This is a genomic window from Alteromonas sp. KUL42, from assembly GCF_006538325.1.
Lineage (GTDB): Bacteria > Pseudomonadota > Gammaproteobacteria > Enterobacterales > Alteromonadaceae > Alteromonas.
In genome coordinates this window covers 50363-73369 of sequence record NZ_BJKK01000002.1, presented here as the reverse complement: position 1 = coordinate 73369, position 23007 = coordinate 50363, and the positions used below count along the sequence as shown (strand labels likewise).

At 43.7% G+C, this 23007-nt stretch carries 22 protein-coding genes and 1 pseudogene; 9 read left to right on the top strand and 14 right to left on the bottom strand.

What is annotated here, in order from left to right:
• Complete coding sequence (leuD, locus tag EYR97_RS03140; RefSeq protein ID WP_131092385.1) at positions 1–606, top strand: 3-isopropylmalate dehydratase small subunit; 606 nt, start codon at positions 1–3, stop codon at positions 604–606.
• Between the two features lie 198 nt (positions 607–804).
• Positions 805–2016, top strand: a complete 1212-nt coding sequence (locus EYR97_RS03135; RefSeq protein ID WP_131092384.1) for an HD-GYP domain-containing protein — start codon at positions 805–807, stop codon at positions 2014–2016.
• A gap of 65 nt (positions 2017–2081) precedes the next feature.
• Here EYR97_RS03135 and EYR97_RS03130 read toward each other — a convergent pair whose 3' ends face one another.
• A complete protein-coding gene (locus EYR97_RS03130) occupies positions 2082–3290 on the bottom strand; it encodes a general secretion pathway protein GspB (protein WP_131092383.1) in 1209 nt (402 codons plus the stop codon).
• The gene (locus EYR97_RS03125; RefSeq protein WP_131092382.1) at positions 3283–4194 is read right to left on the bottom strand and encodes an ExeA family protein; all 912 of its coding nucleotides are present in this window, start codon (positions 4192–4194) and stop codon (positions 3283–3285) included. The genes EYR97_RS03130 and EYR97_RS03125 overlap by 8 nt, the downstream gene beginning before the upstream one ends.
• Positions 4195–4382: 188 nt before the next feature.
• Between EYR97_RS03125 and EYR97_RS03120 the strand changes: the two genes are divergently transcribed.
• From EYR97_RS03120 to hemW, 6 genes and pseudogenes are all read left to right on the top strand, one after another.
• Positions 4383–5549 carry a CCA tRNA nucleotidyltransferase gene (locus tag EYR97_RS03120; RefSeq protein WP_131092381.1) on the top strand — a complete coding sequence of 389 codons (1167 nt, stop codon included), beginning with the start codon at positions 4383–4385 and terminating at the stop codon, positions 5547–5549.
• 95 nt (positions 5550–5644) lie between these two features.
• On the top strand, positions 5645–5998 hold the full coding sequence (locus EYR97_RS22135) for a hypothetical protein (protein ID WP_242634876.1): 354 nt from the start codon (positions 5645–5647) through the stop codon (positions 5996–5998).
• A gap of 79 nt (positions 5999–6077) precedes the next feature.
• Complete coding sequence (locus tag EYR97_RS22130; RefSeq protein WP_242634875.1) at positions 6078–6392, top strand: hypothetical protein; 315 nt, start codon at positions 6078–6080, stop codon at positions 6390–6392.
• A gap of 70 nt (positions 6393–6462) precedes the next feature.
• Positions 6463–7685: pseudogene (gene srmB / locus EYR97_RS03110) on the top strand (ATP-dependent RNA helicase SrmB).
• A gap of 277 nt (positions 7686–7962) precedes the next feature.
• A complete protein-coding gene (locus tag EYR97_RS03105; protein WP_131092379.1) occupies positions 7963–8565 on the top strand; it encodes an XTP/dITP diphosphatase in 603 nt (200 codons plus the stop codon).
• Positions 8558–9697 (top strand): radical SAM family heme chaperone HemW, encoded by a 1140-nt coding sequence (hemW, locus tag EYR97_RS03100; protein WP_131092378.1) that lies wholly within the window; start codon positions 8558–8560, stop codon positions 9695–9697. Before EYR97_RS03105 ends, hemW begins: the two co-directional genes overlap by 8 nt.
• 43 nt (positions 9698–9740) lie before the next feature.
• On the opposite strand, the gene EYR97_RS03095 is transcribed toward hemW, so the two are convergent.
• The 12 genes from EYR97_RS03095 to EYR97_RS03040 all read right to left on the bottom strand — a co-directional run bounded on the left by EYR97_RS03095 (position 9741) and on the right by EYR97_RS03040 (position 19991).
• The gene (locus EYR97_RS03095) at positions 9741–10517 is read right to left on the bottom strand and encodes a DUF2884 family protein (RefSeq protein ID WP_242634874.1); all 777 of its coding nucleotides are present in this window, start codon (positions 10515–10517) and stop codon (positions 9741–9743) included.
• 220 nt (positions 10518–10737) lie between these two features.
• Complete coding sequence (locus tag EYR97_RS03090; RefSeq protein WP_131092377.1) at positions 10738–11277, bottom strand: DUF1566 domain-containing protein; 540 nt, start codon at positions 11275–11277, stop codon at positions 10738–10740.
• A complete protein-coding gene (locus EYR97_RS03085) occupies positions 11277–13019 on the bottom strand; it encodes a DUF1566 domain-containing protein (protein WP_131092376.1) in 1743 nt (580 codons plus the stop codon). The genes EYR97_RS03090 and EYR97_RS03085 overlap by 1 nt, the downstream gene beginning before the upstream one ends.
• Before the next feature lie 106 nt (positions 13020–13125).
• Positions 13126–13614: a PAS domain-containing protein gene (locus EYR97_RS03080; RefSeq protein WP_131092375.1), complete on the bottom strand. Its 489-nt coding sequence runs from the start codon at positions 13612–13614 to the stop codon at positions 13126–13128.
• Positions 13614–14609 carry a response regulator gene (locus EYR97_RS03075; protein WP_131092374.1) on the bottom strand — a complete coding sequence of 332 codons (996 nt, stop codon included), beginning with the start codon at positions 14607–14609 and terminating at the stop codon, positions 13614–13616. The genes EYR97_RS03080 and EYR97_RS03075 overlap by 1 nt, the downstream gene beginning before the upstream one ends.
• 181 nt (positions 14610–14790) lie before the next feature.
• Positions 14791–15501: an LrgB family protein gene (locus tag EYR97_RS03070; RefSeq protein ID WP_131092761.1), complete on the bottom strand. Its 711-nt coding sequence runs from the start codon at positions 15499–15501 to the stop codon at positions 14791–14793.
• Positions 15494–15931, bottom strand: a complete 438-nt coding sequence (locus EYR97_RS03065) for a CidA/LrgA family protein (protein ID WP_242634873.1) — start codon at positions 15929–15931, stop codon at positions 15494–15496. The genes EYR97_RS03070 and EYR97_RS03065 overlap by 8 nt, the downstream gene beginning before the upstream one ends.
• A gap of 109 nt (positions 15932–16040) precedes the next feature.
• Entirely contained in the window at positions 16041–16811 is a 771-nt protein-coding gene (locus EYR97_RS03060) for a LytTR family DNA-binding domain-containing protein (RefSeq protein WP_131092372.1), read from the bottom strand.
• Between the two features lie 97 nt (positions 16812–16908).
• A complete protein-coding gene (locus EYR97_RS03055) occupies positions 16909–17235 on the bottom strand; it encodes a DUF3718 domain-containing protein (RefSeq protein WP_131092371.1) in 327 nt (108 codons plus the stop codon).
• A 349-nt stretch (positions 17236–17584) separates the two neighbouring features.
• Positions 17585–17914, bottom strand: coding sequence for a hypothetical protein (locus EYR97_RS03050; protein WP_131092370.1), 330 nt, complete (start codon positions 17912–17914; stop codon positions 17585–17587).
• Between the two features lie 152 nt (positions 17915–18066).
• Positions 18067–19137 (bottom strand): MbnH family di-heme enzyme, encoded by a 1071-nt coding sequence (locus tag EYR97_RS03045; protein ID WP_242634902.1) that lies wholly within the window; start codon positions 19135–19137, stop codon positions 18067–18069.
• 44 nt (positions 19138–19181) lie between these two features.
• Positions 19182–19991: an MbnP family copper-binding protein gene (locus EYR97_RS03040; protein ID WP_131092369.1), complete on the bottom strand. Its 810-nt coding sequence runs from the start codon at positions 19989–19991 to the stop codon at positions 19182–19184.
• A 76-nt stretch (positions 19992–20067) separates the two neighbouring features.
• Between EYR97_RS03040 and EYR97_RS03035 the strand changes: the two genes are divergently transcribed.
• The gene (locus EYR97_RS03035) at positions 20068–22914 is read left to right on the top strand and encodes a choice-of-anchor B family protein (protein WP_131092368.1); all 2847 of its coding nucleotides are present in this window, start codon (positions 20068–20070) and stop codon (positions 22912–22914) included.
• The last annotated feature ends 93 nt before the right edge of the window (positions 22915–23007 follow it).

The window sequence follows — 23007 nt, the reverse complement described above, 5'->3', positions numbered from 1 at the left end:
ATGTCTGAACAAGGTTTTACACAACACACAGGTATTGCTGCGCCTCTTGATCAAGCAAACGTAGATACCGACCAAATTATTCCAAAGCAGTTTCTAACTGGGGTAACCCGCGTAGGCTACGGCAAGCACTTGTTCCACGATTGGCGTTATTTGGATTTGGAAGAGAAAGAGCCAAACCCAGCGTTTAGCCTAAATAAACCAGAGCACAAAGGTGCAAGCATTCTACTTGCGCGAGAAAACTTTGGCTGTGGTTCAAGCCGCGAGCACGCCCCTTGGGCACTGGCCGATTTTGGTTTTAAAGTGGTAATTGCTACTAGCTTTGCTGATATTTTTTATGGTAACTGCATCAATAACCAGCTAGTCCCTGTTGCTTTATCAAGCGAGCAAATAGATACACTTTTTGCAGCAGTGAAGGCGGACCCATCGGTAAATATCACCGTTGATTTACCGGCTCAAACTGTGACAGTGCAGCAGCAAACATTCAAATTTGATATTGCTGAACATCACAAAAATAATTTGATCAAAGGTTTGGACGCCATAGGACAAACACTTGAACTTGTGGACACTATCGAAGCGTTTGAAAAAGCCCAGCCCGCGTGGTTGTAATGCTATTTTACAAATAGAAAGCGTCGCATTATCGGGGATGTGTTTTTAAAAGAGACGCATCCCTTTTTACTATATAAACTGTAAATTGCGCCTATACTAAAAATCACAAAAGCACTCACGTTTTTCTGCGTATTATCGTAGAATCCTAAATATTATAAGTTTACGACTATGGCACTACTGTGCCGGGCTGGAGAAAGAATGCTAGAACGAGTACCTATTGATGAGTTGCAACCTGGAATGTATGTCAATCAAGTACTTGAGCAAAAAGGCGCTCTTAAGATGCGCTCTAAAGGCCTTGTTAAGACGCAAAACATCATCGACACACTAAAAGTTAAGGGTATTTTAGTAGTAGAAGTCGACATGTCTAAATCTAAGCTGCCCAAACAAGAGCCTATTATTGAGACAACTCCTGTCGAGGAACCTGAAGAAACCGCCAAAGAACAGACTAAGAAAGTATCTACACCCGTTGGTAGAGAGGCGATAAATGATGCCAATGACTTGTATGAAAGCGCAGTTAATATTCAGAGTAACTTCTTAAAGGCGCTGAAAAGTGGTGCAGTGAAAGACTTGTCCCCTATGGAGTCTTTATCACAAAGTCTCATCGAAAGTGTGTTTGATAACAAAGATGCACTTAGCTGCCTAACCATGATTAAAGATACTGATCAGTACTTACTAGAGCACTCCATCAATTGTAGCGTTTTAGGTGGAATCTTCTGTGAATACTTAGGTTATGACATCGACACCATAGAGCAAGTGAGTCTGGGCATTTTACTAATGGATATTGGTATGTCTTCACTGCCTGACGAAATTCGCGACAACACAGGCGTTTTTTCAAGTAGTGATTGGGAAGTCATGAAAACCCACGTAGAAATTGGTGTAGACTTAGTAGAACAATTCGGTGATATATCAGATCTCTCCTTGAGTATCATTGCGCAACACCATGAGCGTATGGATGGTATGGGATACCCTAAAGGATTAGTTGGAGAAGAAATTTCAGAATTTGCACGTATTGCAGCTATTGTCGATGCTTACGATGCCATGACTTCTAACCGCAGGTATAAAGATAGCATAACGCCAACACAAGCCCTAAAGCGCTTAACCACGTCTGAAAATCTTGACCAAGACCTCGTTAAACAGTTTATTCAATGTATCGGCGTGCACCCGGTTGGTTCTTTAGTCAGACTGAAAAGTGGCAAACTAGGTATTGTGAGTAAATTAAACCCTAAAGATCCTGTCAGTCCACACGTTATGACCTTTTACAGCGTAACGTCGCAACATTTCAACGAAGTAAAGCGCATTGATCTTAGCCTTTACGACGACGAAATAGTTTCCGGCGTAAGACCTGAAGAGTTTAGTCTGAACTTACCTAAGTTTTTCAAAGACGTGTTTATCAACCAAATGCCGCTATAGCCTTAACTAACGTCAATAATGAGAAACTCAAAAGGCCCCAGTATACAAGCAACGGGCCTTTTTCTTTACCAGTCAGTTAATGCTGCCATGGTGAATATTTCATCTTCAAATGACAACACCACTTTCTGCGCTTCAATATTAACAATTTGTACTCTATCGGCAATCCAGTCACCCTCTCCCATTTGCTGACCATTGACACGAACCCACCTATCAGCCGGTCGTGATGCATACATATGCGCACTGAAATTCATGCTAGGCAAACGCGTTAGCAAACGCACGGGTAATTGATCCACTCGGGGGATGTCGTCTCTTACGGTAACTTTAGTTTGTGTATCATTAAAATTATCGTCTTGCGCATTGGAATCAAGGGCCTCGACTGCCGCGTTAAAACGCGCCATCAGCTCAGGCGACACTTTTACATCACTATTTTCTTGTGATTCATTCAGTACCTTACCTTCATACTCTTCGCTTGTTGGCGGGCTTTCCAGAGGCCTCTCCGCAGAAGAGCTCTGCCCATTAATATTTGGCGAATTGTTGCTGGCATATCGAGAATTACTGCGGTTAGGTTCATCACTTGACGTATTGATTGCAAGGGTATTCTCTGACGCGTTTTGCTCGTTCGAAGCATCACTTTTATCATTGTTTGACGCTGTATTATGTTGAGCTGATGCTAAGGTTTGAGTGTCATCGCCTAATTTTTGCGTAGCAGTTGGAGCAGTAACTGTAGCTGCCTGTTTAGTATTGTTCTCTTGCTGGATAGGCGTCTTTAACGCAGTCTGCTCATCGCCACTTGCATCAACCGATGTCGTCACTTCAGTTGGCGTTGTTTTGCTTCCAATATTAGCTACTGACGGCCACCAATGTTGCGTAGTTGCTAAGGAAAATCCAATAGCTAAACCACCCGCAATCACAATCGCAAAGGTAGCTACCTGCTTAGTATAAATTTTCCATGCTGACGGTAACCCTTCTACGGTAGGTAAAAATAGACTACGGTTAAACTGCTCATTAAGTGACTTATCAAACTTGGCTGTTGTATCATGCTGGCCTCGCAACAACGCCTGCGTTTGTGTTTTATATCGCACTGCGGGAGCTATCTCTACGGTTTGTTCAGGGTCAATTTCTACCTCTTGAACACCCATTTCACTTAGGCCCTGAACCATGGCCTCACTTGTCACTAAACCTGACTTGCGAATTTTGACTGGTCCGTTTTGCTTGGTAATTTGTACAATCACCATTCCCGGTTTTACGTTCTCAATTGCAATGATGCTAGACATACAAACTCCCTATGCCATAGCCACATAACACAGCGGTAACGAAAGTGGCAATCAGATACCATTTTCTGTGGCTCTGCACCCGCTGATTAACCACATCTTCACCTAATATTTGCTCTGCTGCAGCCAAAAATATAGATTTCTGTACCACGGCATGTTGCTTGGTAAACGACAACGTTAGCGCGCGATCGCACAACAAATTAATAACACGGGGGATCCCACCTGTAATTTGATGAACCGCGCGTAATGTAGACTTACTGAAAATACTAATATCACCATCGGCCACGCTTAATCGGTGGGCAATGTACGAGCTTACTTCTGGAGCAGTTAGCGGCAGTAAATGATAGCGAGCGGTAATGCGCTGTGCTAACTGTCGAAGTTCATTGCGCTTTAACAGTTGTTGTAACTCAGGCTGACCAATAAGTACCACTTTTAATAGCTTTTCTCGGTTGGTTTCTAAGTTTGTCAATAAGCGTAGTTGCTCTAGCACTTCAGGCAACAAATGTTGCGCTTCATCGACCATAAGAACGGTATTCACGCCGGCTTGGTGGTTCTCAGCCAATTTGGACAATATTAGGTCGGTAAAATATTTAAGGCTTGCTCTTTCCGGTACATAGTCTAGCCCTAGTTCATCACACACTGTTGCTAATAATTCAAGAGCAGACAACGTAGGATTTAAGATCATTGCCACTTGCGTGTTGTCGGGAAGTTGCTGAAGCAGTTTTCTCGATACCGTAGTTTTCCCGGTACCTACTTCACCGGTTAGCATTACAAAGCCACCGCTTTCCCTTAGCCCGAATGTCAAATGGGCCAACGCTTCCTTGTGCCTTGGGCTCATATATAAATAATCGGGGTTTGGCGCAATCGAGAATGGATTATCGCTCAGTCCGAAATAGTTCAGATACATGGTCGTCCTAGCATGAGCCACTCAAACAGAAAGTTACGGCTCTTGTGAGATGATTAATTTTGCAGATTAAACTACCAGAGCGAACCATGAAGTGAAAGAGTATAGGACAGATAGAACGAATTTTAATTGCAACATGATATACTTGCATCTTCGACTATATCTTTTTCCCTCATTAAACACGAGACAATATGCAAGTGTATTTGGTCGGCGGAGCAGTGCGCGATGCCTTGTTAGACCGCCATGTAACAGAGCGTGATTATGTAGTAGTAGGTGCCACACCTAAAGAAATGCTACAAAAAGGGTTTACCCAAGTAGGTAAAGATTTCCCTGTATTCTTGCATCCCAAAACCGGAGAAGAATATGCCTTGGCCCGCACAGAGCGAAAGTCTGGGAAAGGTTATACTGGTTTTGTTTGTGACGCTTCAAGTGACGTAACCCTTGAAGAAGACTTAAAGCGCCGAGATTTGACCGTTAACGCCATGGCCCAAAGTGCACAAGGCAGTATTATTGACCCTTATAACGGCCAGCGCGATTTACAAAATCGTATTTTGCGTCATGTCTCAGAGGCATTCAGTGAAGATCCACTGCGCGTGTTTCGCATCGCGCGTTTTGCTGCACGCTATACTTATCTCGGTTTTACTATTGCCGCAGAAACAAAAGCGCTGATGACTGAAATGGCGCAAAGTGGTGAACTTCAATCGCTCAGTGCTGAAAGAGTATGGCAGGAAACCAAGCGCAGCTTGCTTGAAGGTAATCCCGAAGTATTCTTTGAAATATTAGCGAGTGTGGGCGCTTTGCAAACGTGGTTTGTAGAATTGGAAAGTACGCTTTCTGTATCAATAGCGACGCTCAAAACATCTGTTCAATGCCAAAACATTATTGCCGCCGAGCAAAGTACAGACCCTCTACTTCCTTTGCTTATACGTTTCACATCACTGGTAGTAGGGTTGAACGACAGTGATGTTGAACAACTTTGCAATCGCTTGAAAGTACAGAACCAAGTCAGTGAAGTGGCTATTCTCGCCAGCAAATTTAAAGCAACATTGCTACAAACCAGCATAGAAAAAGATGAAGAAGCCAGTAACTTACTTAGCCTATTTAACGGCACAGATGCTTGGCGTAGACCCGAGCGCTTTTCACAAATTTTAAGCGCCTTTACGCCTTATGCACTTACACAATCAAATAATTGGGAGTACAGAAAGCAAGAAGTCATCAGCGCCTTAAATGCTGCCAATAGTGTTAATGTGCAAGATATTATCGCTAAAGGTTTTAAAGGCCCACAAATTCGAGAGGCGTTAAATACAGAGAAACTTGCAGTAATAGAGGGAGTTATCAACGTACAGCCTCACGAATAACGAAGCAGTGCTCGAACTTGAACTGCATAAGAACACTTGCTAACTTGCTCAAGATACATTACCTTAAGATTACATTTGTAATCTTAAGGTAATGTATGAAGTTCTCTGTTTTAATGCTCCTTTCCATTCTATTACTACTACTTCCTGGTTGTAGCAGTAAACCCACGGTTTATGTCTATGCGAAGTACCTTGATGATAACAAACGCAATGAGCTAACAAACAATCTGACCAAAGAAGGGCTAGATGTGAAGTCAAACGAATTTGATTTTCCGTCAACCGTTACCAGCAATACCGTACTTTATTCTCTGCTTCTACAAGAGCCTGATGCTATCGACAAAACAAGCGAGATTGCTGATACTTTGGGATTTCCTATCCATTCAGTCCAAATGCTTACTCAGGGAAATCATTGGTACACAAAAAACTTCACTGGCATTATTTCTCTTACCTGAGGGCGGCAGGCCCGATGGCACATTATTATCGCAGGATCTAGCGCATCAATATCAGACAGACACCTGCTCTGAGAATACCGTGTTAACACTCAACCCTAACGGTACATTTGAATTAATACTTGGTGAAAACAATGCCAATGCCCAAAAGACCAATAGCAATTCGAGTAGCAGTACGCTCATGAAGACCTCTGGACAATGGAAACTGCGCCAGTTTCCTTATCTAGAGCTACAAGAAAATGGTGCTAGTTATGCCAATTTCTACTTTGAAATCTCTCAGTCAAAAGAAACTGACCAAATTAGCGAAATACACTTTATCAATTTAACCACGATCAACGTCAACAGCACTACACCATTACCGTTAACTTGTGTATTTACTTACGGTGAAAGAATATAGCGCCTTTTTTCTCTAAGTTTTGGTATAGAGATGCTACAATACGCTCATTCATTTTGAGCGTTTTTTTACTATGACTTTCGAAGAACTCGAATTAGACGATGCCTTGTGTCAAGCCGTCGCAGAAATGGGGTTTGAAACTCCTACCAGTATCCAACAACTTGTTGTGCCTCACGCTATGGATGGGCGCGATATTCTAGCTTCAGCGCCTACCGGTACAGGAAAAACAGCAGCGTATCTGTTACCCGCATGTCAGTTTTTGCTCGACTTCCCTCGAAGACAACCCGGTGCAACACGTATACTGATATTAGCGCCAACTCGAGAGTTAGCGATACAAGTTTATGAACAAGCAGTAGCTATTACTAAACATACAGAACTTGTGTGCGGTGTCATTACCGGTGGTATCAACTACGGTACAGACAAAGAAACGCTTAGTAAGAACCTTGATATTCTAGTTGCTACACCAGGGCGCCTGTTCGAACATATTGAAAAAGAAACCGCTGATTGTCGCGATATCGAATGCCTCATTTTAGATGAGGCAGATCGCATGTTAGATATGGGCTTTTCAAATATTGTGAATCAAATTGCCAGTGAAGCGAGATGGCGCAAACAAAACATGCTTTTCTCTGCAACACTAGAAGGTGCAGGCGTTAAGTACTTTTCTAAAGAAATTCTGCAAAACCCAGAAATTATTGAAGCGTCGCCTTCGCGCAAAGAAAAGAACAAGATTCACCAGTGGTATCACCTTGCCGATGACCTAGCGCACAAGCAAGCTCTGTTAGTTCATATCCTTAAAGAGCAAGTTACCACAGCTGTAGTGTTTGTTAAAACACGCGAGCGCCTTCAAATGCTTAAAGACTTCCTTGCTTCTCAAGGGCTACAGGTATGCTGGTTACAAGGTGAAATGCCCCAAGATAAACGCAATGCTGCACTTGCGCGTTTTAAAAGTGGCGAAGTACCTATCCTTTTAGCAACAGATGTAGCGGCTCGCGGTATTGATGTACCCAATGTTAGCCACGTAATCAATTTTGATATGCCACGCAAAGCTGACGTTTATGTACACCGCATTGGCCGTACCGGTCGCGCGGGTGCTAAAGGCACTGCAATAGCGCTAGTTGAAGCGCACGACTTTGAAATGGTAGCGAAGGCTTCGCGTTACATGGGGGAACCACTAAAAGCTCGTGTTATTGACACGCTTCGCCCAAAAAACAAAACGCCTAAAATTGGCCCGAAAAAGAAAAAGTAAAGGCCAAGGACAAAGCTAAAGCCAAAGCAAAGCCGAAAAAGCGTAAGTAATTAGCAAACTAGCTTGCAGAAACTATCCAGTGGCGGCTAATGGGGGAGTTCCCCCTAATTACACATGCAAATCAATATCATACATTACGAATAGCTAAGGACGAGTTCGGGCAATGAACCAGTATGTAGGCGGAGTATTGCTGGAACAAACCCTCTGCCGCATGGATGCGGCAGCGGAGCGCACACGGACGTGTTTACAGCGTGTTTGTGGAAGCAATGCCCCGCCTGCAGTCGCCGTTCATTGCCCGAGCTCGTCCACCATTCAAAAGGGAGTACAATGACATTTCCTGAAAAAATTGTTTTAGCAACGGGCAACCAAGGTAAGGTTCGCGAGTTTGCGTCTTTATTTGCAGACTATGGTGTGGACGTTATTGCACAAAAAGACTTGGGTGTTTCTGATGTACCTGAAACAGGCACTACCTTTGTCGAGAATGCCATTATTAAGGCCCGTCATGCTGCTCATGAAACCGGACTACCCGCAATTGCTGACGATTCAGGCTTAGTGGTTGATGCTCTGGGTGGCGCACCGGGCATTTACTCAGCTCGTTATGCTGGTGAGAACGCCAACGACAGTGCGAATATCGACAAGCTACTTGCTGCTCTCGATGGAGAAACTAAGCGCAAGGCGCATTTCTTCTGCACATTGGTATTTATGCGTCATGCAGGCGACCCCGTACCACTGATTAGTCAAGGCAAATGGCAAGGTGAAATCTTAACCTCTCGTTCTGGTGACGGTGGTTTTGGCTACGACCCTGTCTTTTATGTACCTAGTCATGGCTGCAGCGCAGCTGAACTTGAAAAAGCAGAGAAGAACCGCATTAGTCACCGCGGTAATGCGCTAGGCATTTTGCTAGATAATATGAGAGTTGCTTTTGCTTAACCCCCCGCTAAGTTTATATATTCACATTCCATGGTGTGTTCAAAAATGCCCGTATTGCGATTTTAATTCACACGGGCTCAAATCTGCCTTGCCTGAAAAAGAATATGTTGCCCATTTGCTCGACGACCTCGCCAATGACGCTAAGCACATTGGTAACCGCACAGTAGAAACCATTTTTATTGGTGGTGGAACGCCAAGTTTGTTTTCTGCTGAGGCGATACATAACATCTTGTCAGGCGTTAAGTCGCGAGTAAACTTATCAAACAGTGCAGAAATTACGATGGAAGCTAACCCCGGCACAGTGGAAGCGGGCAAGTTTTCAGGCTTTTATCAGGCAGGCGTTAACCGTATCTCTGTAGGTATCCAAAGCTTTCAAGAGAAGCACCTTGGTGTTTTAGGAAGAATTCACAACGCGCATCAAGCAGAAAATGCCGTAAAACAAGCTCACACTGCTGGTTTACCTACGTTTAACCTAGATTTGATGCATGGACTGCCTGAGCAAAGTGTTGATAATGCAATGAGTGATTTACGCAAAGGCATTGCGCTAGCTCCTTATCACCTGTCGTGGTACCAACTTACCATTGAGCCTAACACGCCTTTTTATTCGCGGCCGCCGGAATTACCCGATGACGATATTTTGTGGGACATTCAGGAAAAAGGTCATGCCCTGCTTGAAGCCGAGGGGTTTCAACAATATGAGATTTCAGGTTATGCAAAGCCAGGGCATCAGTGTCGGCACAATTTAAACTACTGGCGTTTCGGTGACTATATCGGTATTGGGTGTGGTGCTCATGGCAAAATTACCGATGCTAAAAATGGCACCATTCATCGAACGGTGAAGACCAAACACCCTCGTGGTTACATGGAAATGAGCCGTCCTTACATTGACAGTACAACTCAAGTACAAGCGGAAGATTTGCCTTTTGAATTTTTTATGAACCGCTTTCGTTTGTTAGAGCCTTGCCCTATTGATGATTATCACAACTTTACTGGCTTGACGCTAAGTGACGATGTGCAATATGCACTTGATGATGCACAGCAAAAAGGGTTGTTAGAAATTACCGATAAAACATGGCAAGTGACAGCTAGAGGCAGGCGCTACCTTAATTCGTTACTTTCTTGTTTTGTGTGAGTACAAGAGAAAATTGCCTTGCGACTAATCTGATATCTGACTACTACTCGCCTGACTCTTCATTGGACTTTTTCTTTTGGGAAATAATGATGTCGTAAGGCTTAAAGTCGGGAACACTTGCGCGCAACTTTTCTTCAGCAATGTCTAAACGCTTGAGCTTTTCACAAAACCATTCGGCTTTCTTGCGCAATGTTGTTGCTTTGTCTCCCACGTCTAACTGTTCACCAACGCTGTTAAGTTGACGGGTAATTTCAGCCACTTTTTCTTGGTTAACATCGCTGTTACCCGTGTTGATACCACTGATTGCCGATAAGATCCCACCTACCGATGTTGAAATAGCCTCTTCCAACTGCGCTTCAATTTCGCTATCCACAAAATCATCAACGCTTTCTAACGATCCGGGGCCAATAAAGTAATGGTTGCTGGCATGCCTAAACTTGTCTTTAACGCGGTTCTGAACACGGCTCATTGCCGTATTTAAACGTTCGTAGCTGTCGTGATCTCGCCCTACCAAACCAAGGTAAACGTGCTCTATGGTATCAATGGCTAAATCTACACCTTCGGTAGCCAGTACAATCATCTTGGGAACAACATAATGCAGACCGCTTGCATAATCTTTAAGCCAACCGCGCTGTTCATCGGTTAGCGTCTGCCACCGACCACCTATAAATAACTGAGATTGTCCGTTTATTTGGACAACAGTACGTGTTTTGTCCAGCACCCTAAGCTGGTGATTGTTTACCGCAATTCCAAATGCGAAATCGATATCACACGTATATTCTGCCTGCGCTGATGAACTAAGCCCAGTGAACAAAAACATTGTGAAGATTACAGCCCGAAGGCGGAAAAATATTTTCATACTAATATTGTGGCTAGCTTAGTGCGAAATAAAAAGCCATCATGAGTCTAACGTGCTAAAAATCAGGTTGAATTTGACTATATCGTTCAAAAAAGAAAGCACGCATTATATAGCGTGCTTTCAATGATGAAAGTGTTAGGACGAGATCTTGCAAAAACCTATGTGTAAAAACCCTTACAACTTACTCATTAGTATAAGTACGGACCAAGCGCACATAAACAAAGCGGTCTTTTTCTTTTATGGAGTGGCTTGCGTTAAAAAACGCTACAACCCAAGCGCGATCTGGATCTGTCACTGATGGCGTTGAACTCCAAAAGTCATCAGCTGGAGTGTTAGGAAACAACACAGTATTGATTGCCGGTCTCACACAGTTGCGCTCAGTAAGAGAAGCCAACTCTTTTACATTAGGTAGACGCCAGCCGGATAAATCGGTGTCACTAGCTTCATGAGCTTGCACAAGGGCTTGCTGCCATGAGAACTTATCTGCTTCACCAACACACGAATCTACGCTCCATGTCTGCCCTTCTGAACACCTGCGCCACACAAGGTCGGAAGCAGTATCAAGCACTTGATCTTCATCTAAAATAACGAAGTCTTCATCTGGTTTAGTGGGTACACCTTCTTCTAGGCATTCTTGAGCGAACACATTTGAAGCAACAAAAGAACTGGCTAAGAGTAATGTTGCCATAACATTTTTGGTTAGTGTTTTTGTTGTTTTCATTATCTTCCCGCTCTTACTAATCGAACACGTGAGGCTGCTGATTTATTCAAAAAGTTATCGACACCACTATTAAAATCTAATGCCCAGGCGTTTCTGGCTTCATCGCCACTCACCCCATCAGCACTTGATGTGGCTGTCCAATACCACAATGGTGATGAGCTGAACGTACCTGTATTTGGGAAGTAGTTTTCATCTACAACTACTCCAGAGGCAATACCTAAATGCATTAATGAAAATAGTTCATTATGTGACGGTAGACGCCAGTCATAGAAGCCACATAAGCCCATTGCATTAACTGCTGCAATGTAAGCCGCTGTGTTACAAACACCTAATAAACAACTACCATTACTTCCCGTTTCATCACCCGCGAAACCACCATTATTTTCTTCGTCAAACCAGGTGTAAGTGAAACTGTGGTCTTGAAATGAGCCATCATCAGTTTTTACTTCCCACACCAAGCCCGTTGTGTTGTCACGAACACAAGACCACTCGGCTACACTGGCGTCTTGCTCATCACCATTTTCGTTAAGGTGGGTAAAATCGAAGCTGGCTTGCCCTCTTCCCGCTTTCTCATACACACCGTTTTTATTGATAACATCTTGACCACGTTGGCCATCTTGGCCTGGGTAGTCGTTTTGTTGCGCAGACGTCAATGCGGTAGCAGTAGATTGCTGAACTACACCCGTATCGTTAAGAAGTGGTGTTGGTATAGGTAAAACACGCACATTTATTGTGTCTTCAACGGCGTTGCCATTGGCATCTGTAACGGTGAGTGTATATGCCACAACTGTAGCTTGAGATACTAGTGGTGCAATATCAAACGTGGAACGCGCGTCACTGTCATCTATGTCAGGCGTATTTGAAGGTAACCCGTTACCGCTTCGCTCCCACAAATAACGAAGGGGTAAGGCACTTGGAATAGTGGTAGAGCCCTCGCCTTTTAATATCACCACTTCGCCACTAAACACACCTTGTGACACACCTGCACTTACAACGGGAAGCGTTTGGGTTTCTGACTGTACTTGAATAGTCACAATTTCGGTGTCTGTCGCACCTTCAAAATCAGTAACCAGTAACTCAAATTGCAGGCTTTGCGCATCACTGGTAATTGGGGTAGTAATGGTCAACGTAGGTTCGTCAATTTCAGCACCTGTGATAACGTTTGGCCCGGCGACTTGCGACCAACTGTAAAACTCAATACCTTGTGGGGTTTCTCTGGCATCTTCATCGGAACTCGATGAACCATCGAGGATAATCTCTACACCACCTGGAAAGCGATTGGCTGGCAGTGTTCCCCACTGAGGAACAACGATATTGGCCACTGGAGCAACATTTACTGGCGTTACCGTTACTGTGGTTGAATCGCTGGCAATGTTACCACTTGCGTCATTCACCGTTACCGTAACAACATAAGTCGACTCATTTATTACTTCAGGGGCTGTAAAACTAACCGCGGGTGATGTCGCATCACTTTGCACCAATGACAACGCCGGTGTAGAAACCCAACTGTATGAATAGGTGGTATCACCGCCCGTTGCTGTTGCATTTAATGTATGTTCAACGCCCTCAGTTAACGTAACATCGGGGCCTGCATTCACCACTAGGTTACTGGTAGCAGGCGCAGAATCGTCTGAACCACCGCCACCACAAGCTTGTAATAACAAAAGCGTAAACACAAAGCCAGCAGCGCGAGCCAATGCGTCAGACGCTTTGTGTGAAGTGAAAAGAAAAGTGGCTTGCATAATTACTCCCTATGCATAACAAGCGAATACGCCTTGCATTGAAACATGTCGTTTATGTATTGATTATTGCAGCGGGTAGGTACTTTAACACTCAGCGCTTACACGCTTACAATGTTCTATGAGTCTCTTGCGCTTCTGAAATCATGACTTGCAATGCTTCCAATTGCTTTTTACCCACCGCTACATCGGTCATGTCGTATATCATCATACTTATGTAATCGACTTTCCCCGTCGCAGATGTAAGCGGTGAAAGCGTGATATTTTGATACATGAACAATTCACTTCCTGTAATCGGCCGATAATTAGGAAACTTGAACAAATAAGGACGTTGTTCCCATGTCATAAATGCACGGGTTTTAAGATCGAATACAGGCTTAGCTTTCTTAACAAACCAATCCTGTTTTATGGTTGGAAAAAGCGAAAACAGCGATTTATCTCTTACCTCACTAGGCAGTAAGCCACTGTGACTTTCCATAAAACCGTTCCACACTTTTACAGTGAAGTTACGGTCGAGTACTACTATGCCGACGTCTACTGACTGCAGCATATCCATCATCCAATGGAATTCTTGTAACTCTTCTAGTTGCTGGCTCACTACTCATCCTCCAACAAATGGGCAAGTTTTGAATTCATCATGTTCATTGATTCTTCGGTAAACAACAAAATCAAGTCACACTGTACATTGTAGCCCTCTAACCCATAGCTTAACTCAATGGCGAGAGTACGCCGCCATTTTATTTTATTCATACTGATAATTTCAGTAATTGCACGGTGTTGCCCCAGCACAATAGGATGACCTTGACTGAAGTTAATATCCATTTGATTGGCCAAGCCAGTTAAACAGGTGCCAATCAAGATACTGGCCGCGTCCATTAGGAGTTCAAGCTGCAATTGGTCGTCAACTTCACCTTCAACATTCAGAATTTTTGCCACGTCATCAAAGCTCGAATCACTTAAAATGCACAATGCTTCGCCACTTACGCCAGGACCCAAGAACCCCTGACATACGGCAGTGACTTGCTCGTGACTTTCGATATCGGAAAGCATCATATGCAGTTCAGAAACTTCAATAAGGTTGACATTAGGAATGGGCAATTCAACAAACACATTCATAATGCGTGCAAGATGATCGCCCGCTTGCCCCATCGCAATGTTAGTAATTTCTTGGTAACAGTCGCGAATATCAGGATCTAACGGGGACAGTTCCTCTTCAACCACCTCGTCAACATGCAAGATATTATGCTTATCGAGCACATCAGCAAGCGCCTTAGGATCCACCGGCTTGCGTATAAAATCCAACGCACCTAAGGCTGTCACACGGGCGTGAGCCTCGGGTTGAATGTCACCCGACACCACAATTACTTTGGTTCGAAGTCCTTGCTGCTGAATAGCTTCCAAAGTGCCGTAGCCATCAAGTATAGGCATATTGAGATCGAGTAATAGCAAATTCCCCTTACCTTCGCTGAGCGCAGTTAACGCTTCTTGACCATTTTTCGCGAAGTGTACTGCCACTTCCCAATCTTGTGGGAGGCACTTTGCAACTTGCTTTCGAGCAACCAGAGAATCGTCACAAACGAGTACAGAAAACATGGAATTAATTTACCACCAAGTATTTGATTACAGCTCTCACTGAAGTTTCACTAATTAGCCTTGTATCGGCACACTTGTGCTGAACTGAAGCGATGTTTTATAGATGCCCTATATTGATACGAAACACCTCACTAAGAAATAGCACTTTTGGAGAATATTGCCACTTCCTTTTTATCAGCTTTTAGCCGAATAAGCTAAACAGTAGGGGTAGGACCAGCGCAGTGAATATGCCATTTATACATAAACCGAGTGTCGCCATGGCTGAGACATCATCGCCCATATGAATGGCTTTAGCAGTGCCTACAGCGTGCGCCACCGTGCCTAATGCAATACCTTGCGCTTGCCTGTCTGTAACCTTAAATAGCAAGAACATACCCGATGAAACAATAGCACCAACAACACCAGTAACAATGACGAAAACGGCAGCAAGGGCTGGAATGCCACCAATTTGTTCACTTGCCTCCATAGCGAGAGGTGTAGTGATAGACTTTGCTAACATCGTCATCTGCATGGCCGAAGGTGCATCTAGCAAATATAGCGCTAGCCAGGCTGTCAGAGGCGCAATTACGCCGCCAATAGCAATACTTATCAGTAGACGCCAACCGTAATGTCGCAAACGTTGCCATTGTCGATAAATAGGTAACGCTAACGCCACTGTTACCGGCCCCAATAACCAGTGAAGTAACGAAGCACTTTGTTGATAATGGAGCACTGAGGTTTGGCTGAAATAAAGACACAACCCAACCAGTAGTGCCGTAATAATAAGTGGGTGCGTAATAGGGTGACCACGACATAAACGATGACAGTTAAGACCAATAAAGTAACTCGTCAGCGAAATAGCTATCCAGGTAATACCTGAAATTGAAAAGGTATTGTACAGCGCATCAATCATCGCAAGTGCTCTCATTTTTATGTTGATCACGCTTGCTGGCCTCTTTTATTACGCGTTTGCTTATAGAATTCTTTTTAGAAAATAATCGTTGTGAAATCCACCCCGTGGTACCAAGACAAAGCGATGTGGTTACAACGATAGCCAATACAATAGCCAGCGCGTTTTGTTGTATTTCACTCCAATACAGTGAAACGCCTAACACTGCGGGTACAAATAGCAAAGACATGTGTTTTAGCGGGGTCAGGGCAAAGTTAGCTACGTGATGCTCGAAGATGGGAAAAATAAACAATAGTGAAAGCAAGAAAAGCAAGCCAACTAAAGACCCAGGAATTGGAAGCACAAAGGTGTGAGTAACCAAGTTACCCACGTAGTACGCGCCAAATACGAGCGCTGCACCGATGACATAATTTTTCGCACTATTCTTTTGCACTTCGCACATGACCTTCGTGTTACTTTTGACGATTTGACGAAGAGAAAGTGTAACTATTTGAAGGCACTATCACCAGCAAGACAAAGGTCTTAGTGTGAAATTATCGAAGTTAGCAGTTTTCGCGGTCTTGCCATATTTGATAGTAATATTTGTGAGTAATTTTAAATACTTCACCACCTTGCATGACTACCCTTTGCTGATTAAATTTTTGCTCTAAATGCGCTACGTGTTGGGCATTGACCACCACAGAGCGGTTGCAGCGTTTGAAGTGTTCATCTCCAAGGCGTTTAAGAAGTTCACACAAGGTTGTTCTAACCACAAAATTTTCAGACATGGTTTGTACGCACATATAATCCCCTGCGGCCTCTATCCATTTAATTTCCGCGGGGTCTACACATCGCCATCCGTTTTCAGATTTAATGCCAACAACCTTAGGCTCATTGTTTAATGACAGTTGACGACGAAGTGTGGCAAGTAATGCTGACTCAGTGACACCGTGTTGCCTGCATAGCCCCTTTACAAGCTGGCTAAATTGACTTCCTCGCTGGTAATAATGATACAGATGTTTGACGTGCTCAATAGAAAGTGAAACCTGCTCTTGATCAAATGGAAATTTGATAAAACCTGACGCATTGTACTGAAATGCCAATAGTGCTTCGTTATCCATCTCTCCTACTGCAATCCAATAGCGTGAAGCGAGATTACGACTTGATTGGCCTACAGTGTAAAACCCTATTGAATGCGGGTGTTTTTCTGCCAATGCTAAACAATGTCCCGTCGATTCAGCCTCAAAGATTTGAGAAAATATTCCCAAATGCCTCAGTACTTCAACGAGTGCTTTTTGAAACGAAGCAGATTGTAAAAACACTAATGCAATCACTTGCTTTCCCTTTATCGGTCTTCAATGGTTATAGCGACGAAAAAGGAGCTACAACAACCGCTGTAGCCCAAATTGCCAGGGGGTAGAAACATAAACATTAACGCTTAGCGGTTAATACAGCTTGAGATGTGTTCGCATGTCGGGCTATCAACGCGCCCGTTTTTTCTGCGCCATGCGTTGCGGCAAAGGTCAACATATCTTCACCATTACATACTAAACCTTGATGGAGGTCGCGATAGTTCAACCCCGTTGCTTTTACTGCACGGTTTAGCTTAAGACGGTTGTCGCTTTTTACAGCTTCACAAACTGCGACGAGCTGGTCTTCCATCTCAGCGGGGAAACTTTCTGCTTGAGCAGCACTTGCAACAAACGAAAAAGAAAGGCCAATGAATGCAAATTGGGTAATGCGGCGTGACATAAACATAACAAAAATCCTCTAGTAAAATTCGGCAATGCGGTGACTACCTCTTTTTGCCTCCGCAGCATTAAACTAGTGAAACTTTGTTAAATTAACGCTATAAAATCGTTAAAACCCCGCTATTTGCGACGTTGCGATAAGTGCACAAATTGCAGAGTTTAATAATCGGTCTAAACAGTTATTAGTCGTGCTTAACACACACTTTGATACAAACAGATAATAGAAAGGAATATAACTGAAAGTGGATGGAATTATCTAAAAAGAAAGTGCTTAGCACGTATAAAGGTTAACTTGCTTTTTACGAGTTACTGGGGCCGTCTTGAATAGACCCCATCAGCTCAAGGCATTCACCCAATCAGAAAAAGCTGTCCTGATGAATTTTGATAAACATGCTAGTGCCGGTTTTAGAATAATCAATTTTGTACTCTTTACCATTTAAGGTTTGTATAAAGAGTAACGTTTTTTCGTCCCCAAAAACCTCACTGGTAGTTACATCTACCATTTCCATGTCCATCATTTTAGCTTCGCGCTTATTCTCAGGCACTTTGCCTTCGTATTGCTTAATACCTTTATAAGTTACAATAATTGGCGGATGTTCATCACCGTTAATTACCAATAGATCTAACTTTCTTATTTTATGTATTATGGTATTGCGACCACTAGTAATAAAAGGTTTCTCTGTCATTCTCATCTCCGCGACTGCTCACCTGCTTATTTTTGATTGTTAACAAATTCACAAGACGACCAGTTTACCACGATGTTAACAAAGGCACACAAGCATTTGGTTGATATTTCGGATAAAGTATAAACACAAATTGCGTCAAAAGAGCAAAAAACTTACTTTTTTTCGGGCCTTTTATGCATTTTTGTGAAGGTTTGGTCAGTTAAGCTTTGTAAAAATGCCACAAGAGCCGCTTTTTCTTCTTCGGTAATAGTGAAGCCTTTAATAAACGGGCTGCGATAAGGGTTGGGCATTTCGGCGTAGTTACCTCCTCTAGCATAGAAATCTATTACCTCTTCGAGAGTAGCTATGCTGCCGTCGTGCATATAAGGCGCAGTAAGTTCGATATTGCGAAGCGTTGGTGCACGGAACTTACCCATATCGCGTTTATTGTGCGTTATTGCGTAAAGTCCTACATCAGATAACGGATAGCTGCCTTTGCCATCCTCGTTATAAAGACCCGTATTGTGAAACGGCTGCACGCTAAACGCCTGAAAACTATGTTTCGAAGATTGCGTAAAGTTAATGCCACCGTGACAATGAAAGCACTCTGTACGCTCAGAGAAAAATAAATTAAGCCCTTTTATCTGTTGCTTTGTTAACGCCTGATCGTTACCCGCATAAGCATAGTCATCGAATGGGCTATTAAAAGACACAAGGCTTCGAACATAGCTGGCTAACGCTTTAACAATAGTATTCATTGACGCCCGTTCATCGCCATAGGCGGCCTTAAATAGCGCTTTGTATTCTATAGTGGAGAACCGTCTAAGAATTTCTGATTCGTTTCCAGTCACGCCCATTTCAATAGGGTGCTCGTTAAATAGCGGGATAAGGATTTGCTTTTCTATGCTTTCCAAGTTGTTGTGCGCCCATGTAAAAGAGGCATTATAGGCAACATTCACTAAGGCTAAGGCATTGCGCTTTAGTGCTTCGCCATTAGCCCCTACAGACACTTTTTGACTTTCAGCAAATGACAACGCAGGCTGATGACAATCGGCACAAGACAATGTTTGGTTTACACTTAGCGCGCGGTCAAAAAACAGCGCTTCGCCTAAAGCCACACCTTCTTCTGTCATGGGGTTATCTTCAGGTACCAAGGGAATAGGCACATTGTGTGGTAAAGACCATGAATACGGCGTGGGAGCTTTGGTGCACGACAACAGTAATGATGCTAGTGAAACAAGTATTACATGTTTTGCCGTGCACTTTTTAAGGCGTGGAAAATGAGAAGCTATTGCCACTTTATCCACGGTCTATGCACTAAGTTTTGAATTAGTTTGTCGCAAGGCGCGGATTCTGGGGTTTCAAACATACAGCTTGGGCTGTCTTCAAGATTTACCTGCGCAACGATATTAGACACTGACACTTCTAAATCGAGGTCGGTATCAAGCTGTGTCATTGGCAAAATAAACTCTACTCTATTAGTAAAAGCACATGATTTTTCTGGTGGGCGTACCGCTGACTCCGACTCACATCCCACACTGCCTAAATGATACGACCAGGTGCGGGTAGGGTCGCTGTGCTTAGACACATCTATGCGCAAGAATTTGTGCCCATTTTGCCAGCTCCAAAACATTGAGCTGTCGTTAAGCGGAGATGGCAATGTTAACGGATTCGCATGGTTTTCCGCCACCGGCACCCCCATGGTAAATCGCAAGTTTGTGGCCAATTTCATTAACGCCTTAGAGACATCTAACACAATTTTGTCATTGGCTTGCTCAGGTGCGTTGCACAAGGAATGAAACTTCATTAACGCCACTTTAGCCGTTTGCCAATCATTTTTTTTGAAATTAACTGGCTGCCATTTTCCGTCTATTCTAACTTCAGGGTTGCTTAAGTAGAAACCAAAGTAATCGATATTCCAGCGCTGTTGGCCAATTTTCATTAACATTGGGCATTCACCGGTATCAACATCCACTAAGGAAAACGGAATTTCCCCCGGTTCGCGGCCACTTAAATTAATACTGTCGCAGCCAGATAGCGACAACACCAAAGCGGTAAGTAACGATGTAATGACACCTTTTCGATAAGGCAATTTCATTTGATTATGTACTTCCTTTAAATATCTGATACTTTTTTGTACAGGTATGGACACAATAATATGCGTTGATAACACAATGAAAGTATTAAACCTGCTTCCAATAGTGCTGCTTTTGGCATTTACTAGTCAAGATACATTCGCTCACACCGACCACGACAAAGCGCGTTTTGTCGCCGTTGATGGTGTTGACCAAGGAAAGTGCGACAACCGATTTAGGCCCTGCCAATCTATTGCTTACGCCGCACGGCAAGCAAACAAAGGCGACAAGGTTTTAGTTGCAACAGGCGAATATGTATTTGACAGCGCCCAACACGCACAAGTGCTAAACGATAGCCTAATGCCTGTTTTTGGTGGTTTTTCTCGCATCGACCATTACCAAACACAAAACCCAACCATCAATAAAACCACCTTAATAAATGTGCCAGATTATTTGGTGACGTCACTTTATCGCAATGGCTTTGATACAGTCGACTTTGACACGGTTAGCCTTGAAGGTGAACAATCAGCAACGCAGTTAACAAATCAAGCCAATACCAACATGGCTATTGGGGATGGTAAAAGCCAGTTTTTATCAAAAGATGAAAATAAGTACAGCGCGCCAGCTGTTCAAAATAGCATTCAAACCAACTTAGCGTGTGAGAATGGTTTGGCTGGCCCCTATCCTTGTAACAATATTTCGTTACTCTCTCATATTCCAGTGAATGCCTTGTCTGATGTATCAACTAGCGCGAATGATATCTGGGGACATGTGGATTTAAATACCCAGCGAGAATACGCCATTATCGGCATGCGTTCGGGCATCACTGTTGTGGATGTTACCGACCCTCAATCACCCAGCGTTATAGGTGAAATAAATGGGCAAAGTACCTCGTGGCGTGACATCAAGGTTTATCAGCATTTTGACCCACAAGCCAACCGGTGGCGCGCTTATGCTTACGCAAGTGCAGATAGCGTTACTGAAGGGTTTACCATTATCGACCTGAATGACTTACCCAATAGTGTGAGCTTACTTACGCGCAATACCGATGATAACCGTGCCCATAACATCTACATTTCTAATATCGACTACACATTTAATACACCGTTGAACAATGCAACGCCGCAATTGCATTTAATGGGTCAAGACAGCAACGGTGGTGCGTTTCGTTCTTATGCGCTGCAACTCGCACAAACACCGGCTGCAACTTATATTCCCAGCGCATTAACACGTGAAGATTACGCTCATGATGCTTCATCTATGCGTATCACAGACGCGCGTGCGCAAAGCGAGTGTGTAAACGGCACCAGCGAAGGCTGCACTGTGATTTTAGACTTTAACGAGGACGTTTTAAGATTATGGGATCATACCAATGCATCACAGGTAGAAGCGCTAAGTGCAACAAGCTATAACAATGTGGCTTATACCCACAGCGGATGGTTTAGTGAAGACAAACAATACGCCTTTGTGCACGACGAGTTAGACGAACGTAACTTTAGCCTTAGTACGCGGGTGCTGGTATTTGATATTTCATCGTTAACCGCCCCTTTTCTTGCTGGCACGTGGCAGGGCGATACAAAAACCATTGATCACAACGGATATGTACGCGGAAACCGATATTATATGTCTAACTATGAACGGGGCTTAACCATACTGGATATTTCAGACCCTACTGCCCCTGAACAAGTTGGCTTCTTTGACACCTACCCCGCATTCAATAGCACCAGCTTTAACGGTGCATGGGGCGTTTACCCATTTTTACCCAGCGGCAATATTTTGGTTAGCGACATGCAACGGGGTTTATTTGTGTTACAAGACAACACTCAGCTTTCATCACCCCGTGTAGCATTTGAAAATACTCAGGTAAACACAAATAGCAATTCACCGTTAACCTTAGCCGTTAACAAAACTGGCAGCGATGCCATGAGTGTGCATTATGAAGTACTTAGCGGCTCAGCCACTACAGATGATGTGACATTGGCAACAGGGCAGCTTGATTGGGCACAAAATGACACGGCCCCCAAATCAATTGCGTTAGAAATAGCGGCCAATAGTAGTGACGAGAGTGATGAAATATTTTTTGTACGCTTGTTTAACCCACAAGGCGGTGGAATAGCCACAGGAAGGGGTTATAGCCGAGTCACCATCAAGGGCAACGCACAAACTGGCAAAGCAGAGTTTAGCGTTAATACACTATCGGTACTGGAAACCGACTCCCCTTTTACAATAAACGTAAATCGCCAAGCTGGCAGCGAAGGTGAAATGGTTGTTCACTATCAACTAGAAAGTGATACTGCGACCAGTGGGCAAGATGTTGAAGCACTGTCGGGAACCCTTGCGTGGCTTGACGGTGATACACAAGCTAAAGCCATTACCGTTAACTTAATTAACGACAGTGAAGCTGAGGAAAATGAGCAGTTTACTATTGCCTTGTCGTCTGACAACCCAGCGTTATTGGGCAGCTTCAGTGAAGTGGTTATTACCATTAAAGACGACGAAAGCAATCAAGCCCCCATTGTGAATGCTGGTAGCGACTTTTCGGCCCTTTTGCGCACAACCCAAACCCTTCAAGGCAGTGCCACCGACCCAGAAGGTGCGTTAGTTGGCGTACAGTGGGAACAAACATCGGGCACCACAGTAACCATCAACGATTCAGCTACACTAGCGGCCACCTTCACAACACCAAATAGTGCAACAACACTGGTTTTCACATTAACGGCAACCGACGAATTTGGCGTAACCAGTAGTGATACTATTACGATAGAAGTAGAAGCCCCAGTGGAAGTGGTAGAGGTAACTGAAAGCAGGTCAAGTGGTGGCGGAGGCAGTGTTGGCTTTGTTTGGTTACTGACCTTGATAGCCCTATTAGGAAGACAAAATTTGTTTTACCGACAAAGTAAAACAGCGTTATTTAACACTAGAAGCCCTAACACTGAACAAAAATAAAGCAAACGCATCACAAAGCACCGTAGGGGGCGTGACAAGGCAATTAAAACTGCTTATACTTGCGCTCGCTTGTGATTGTTAACATTAATAATT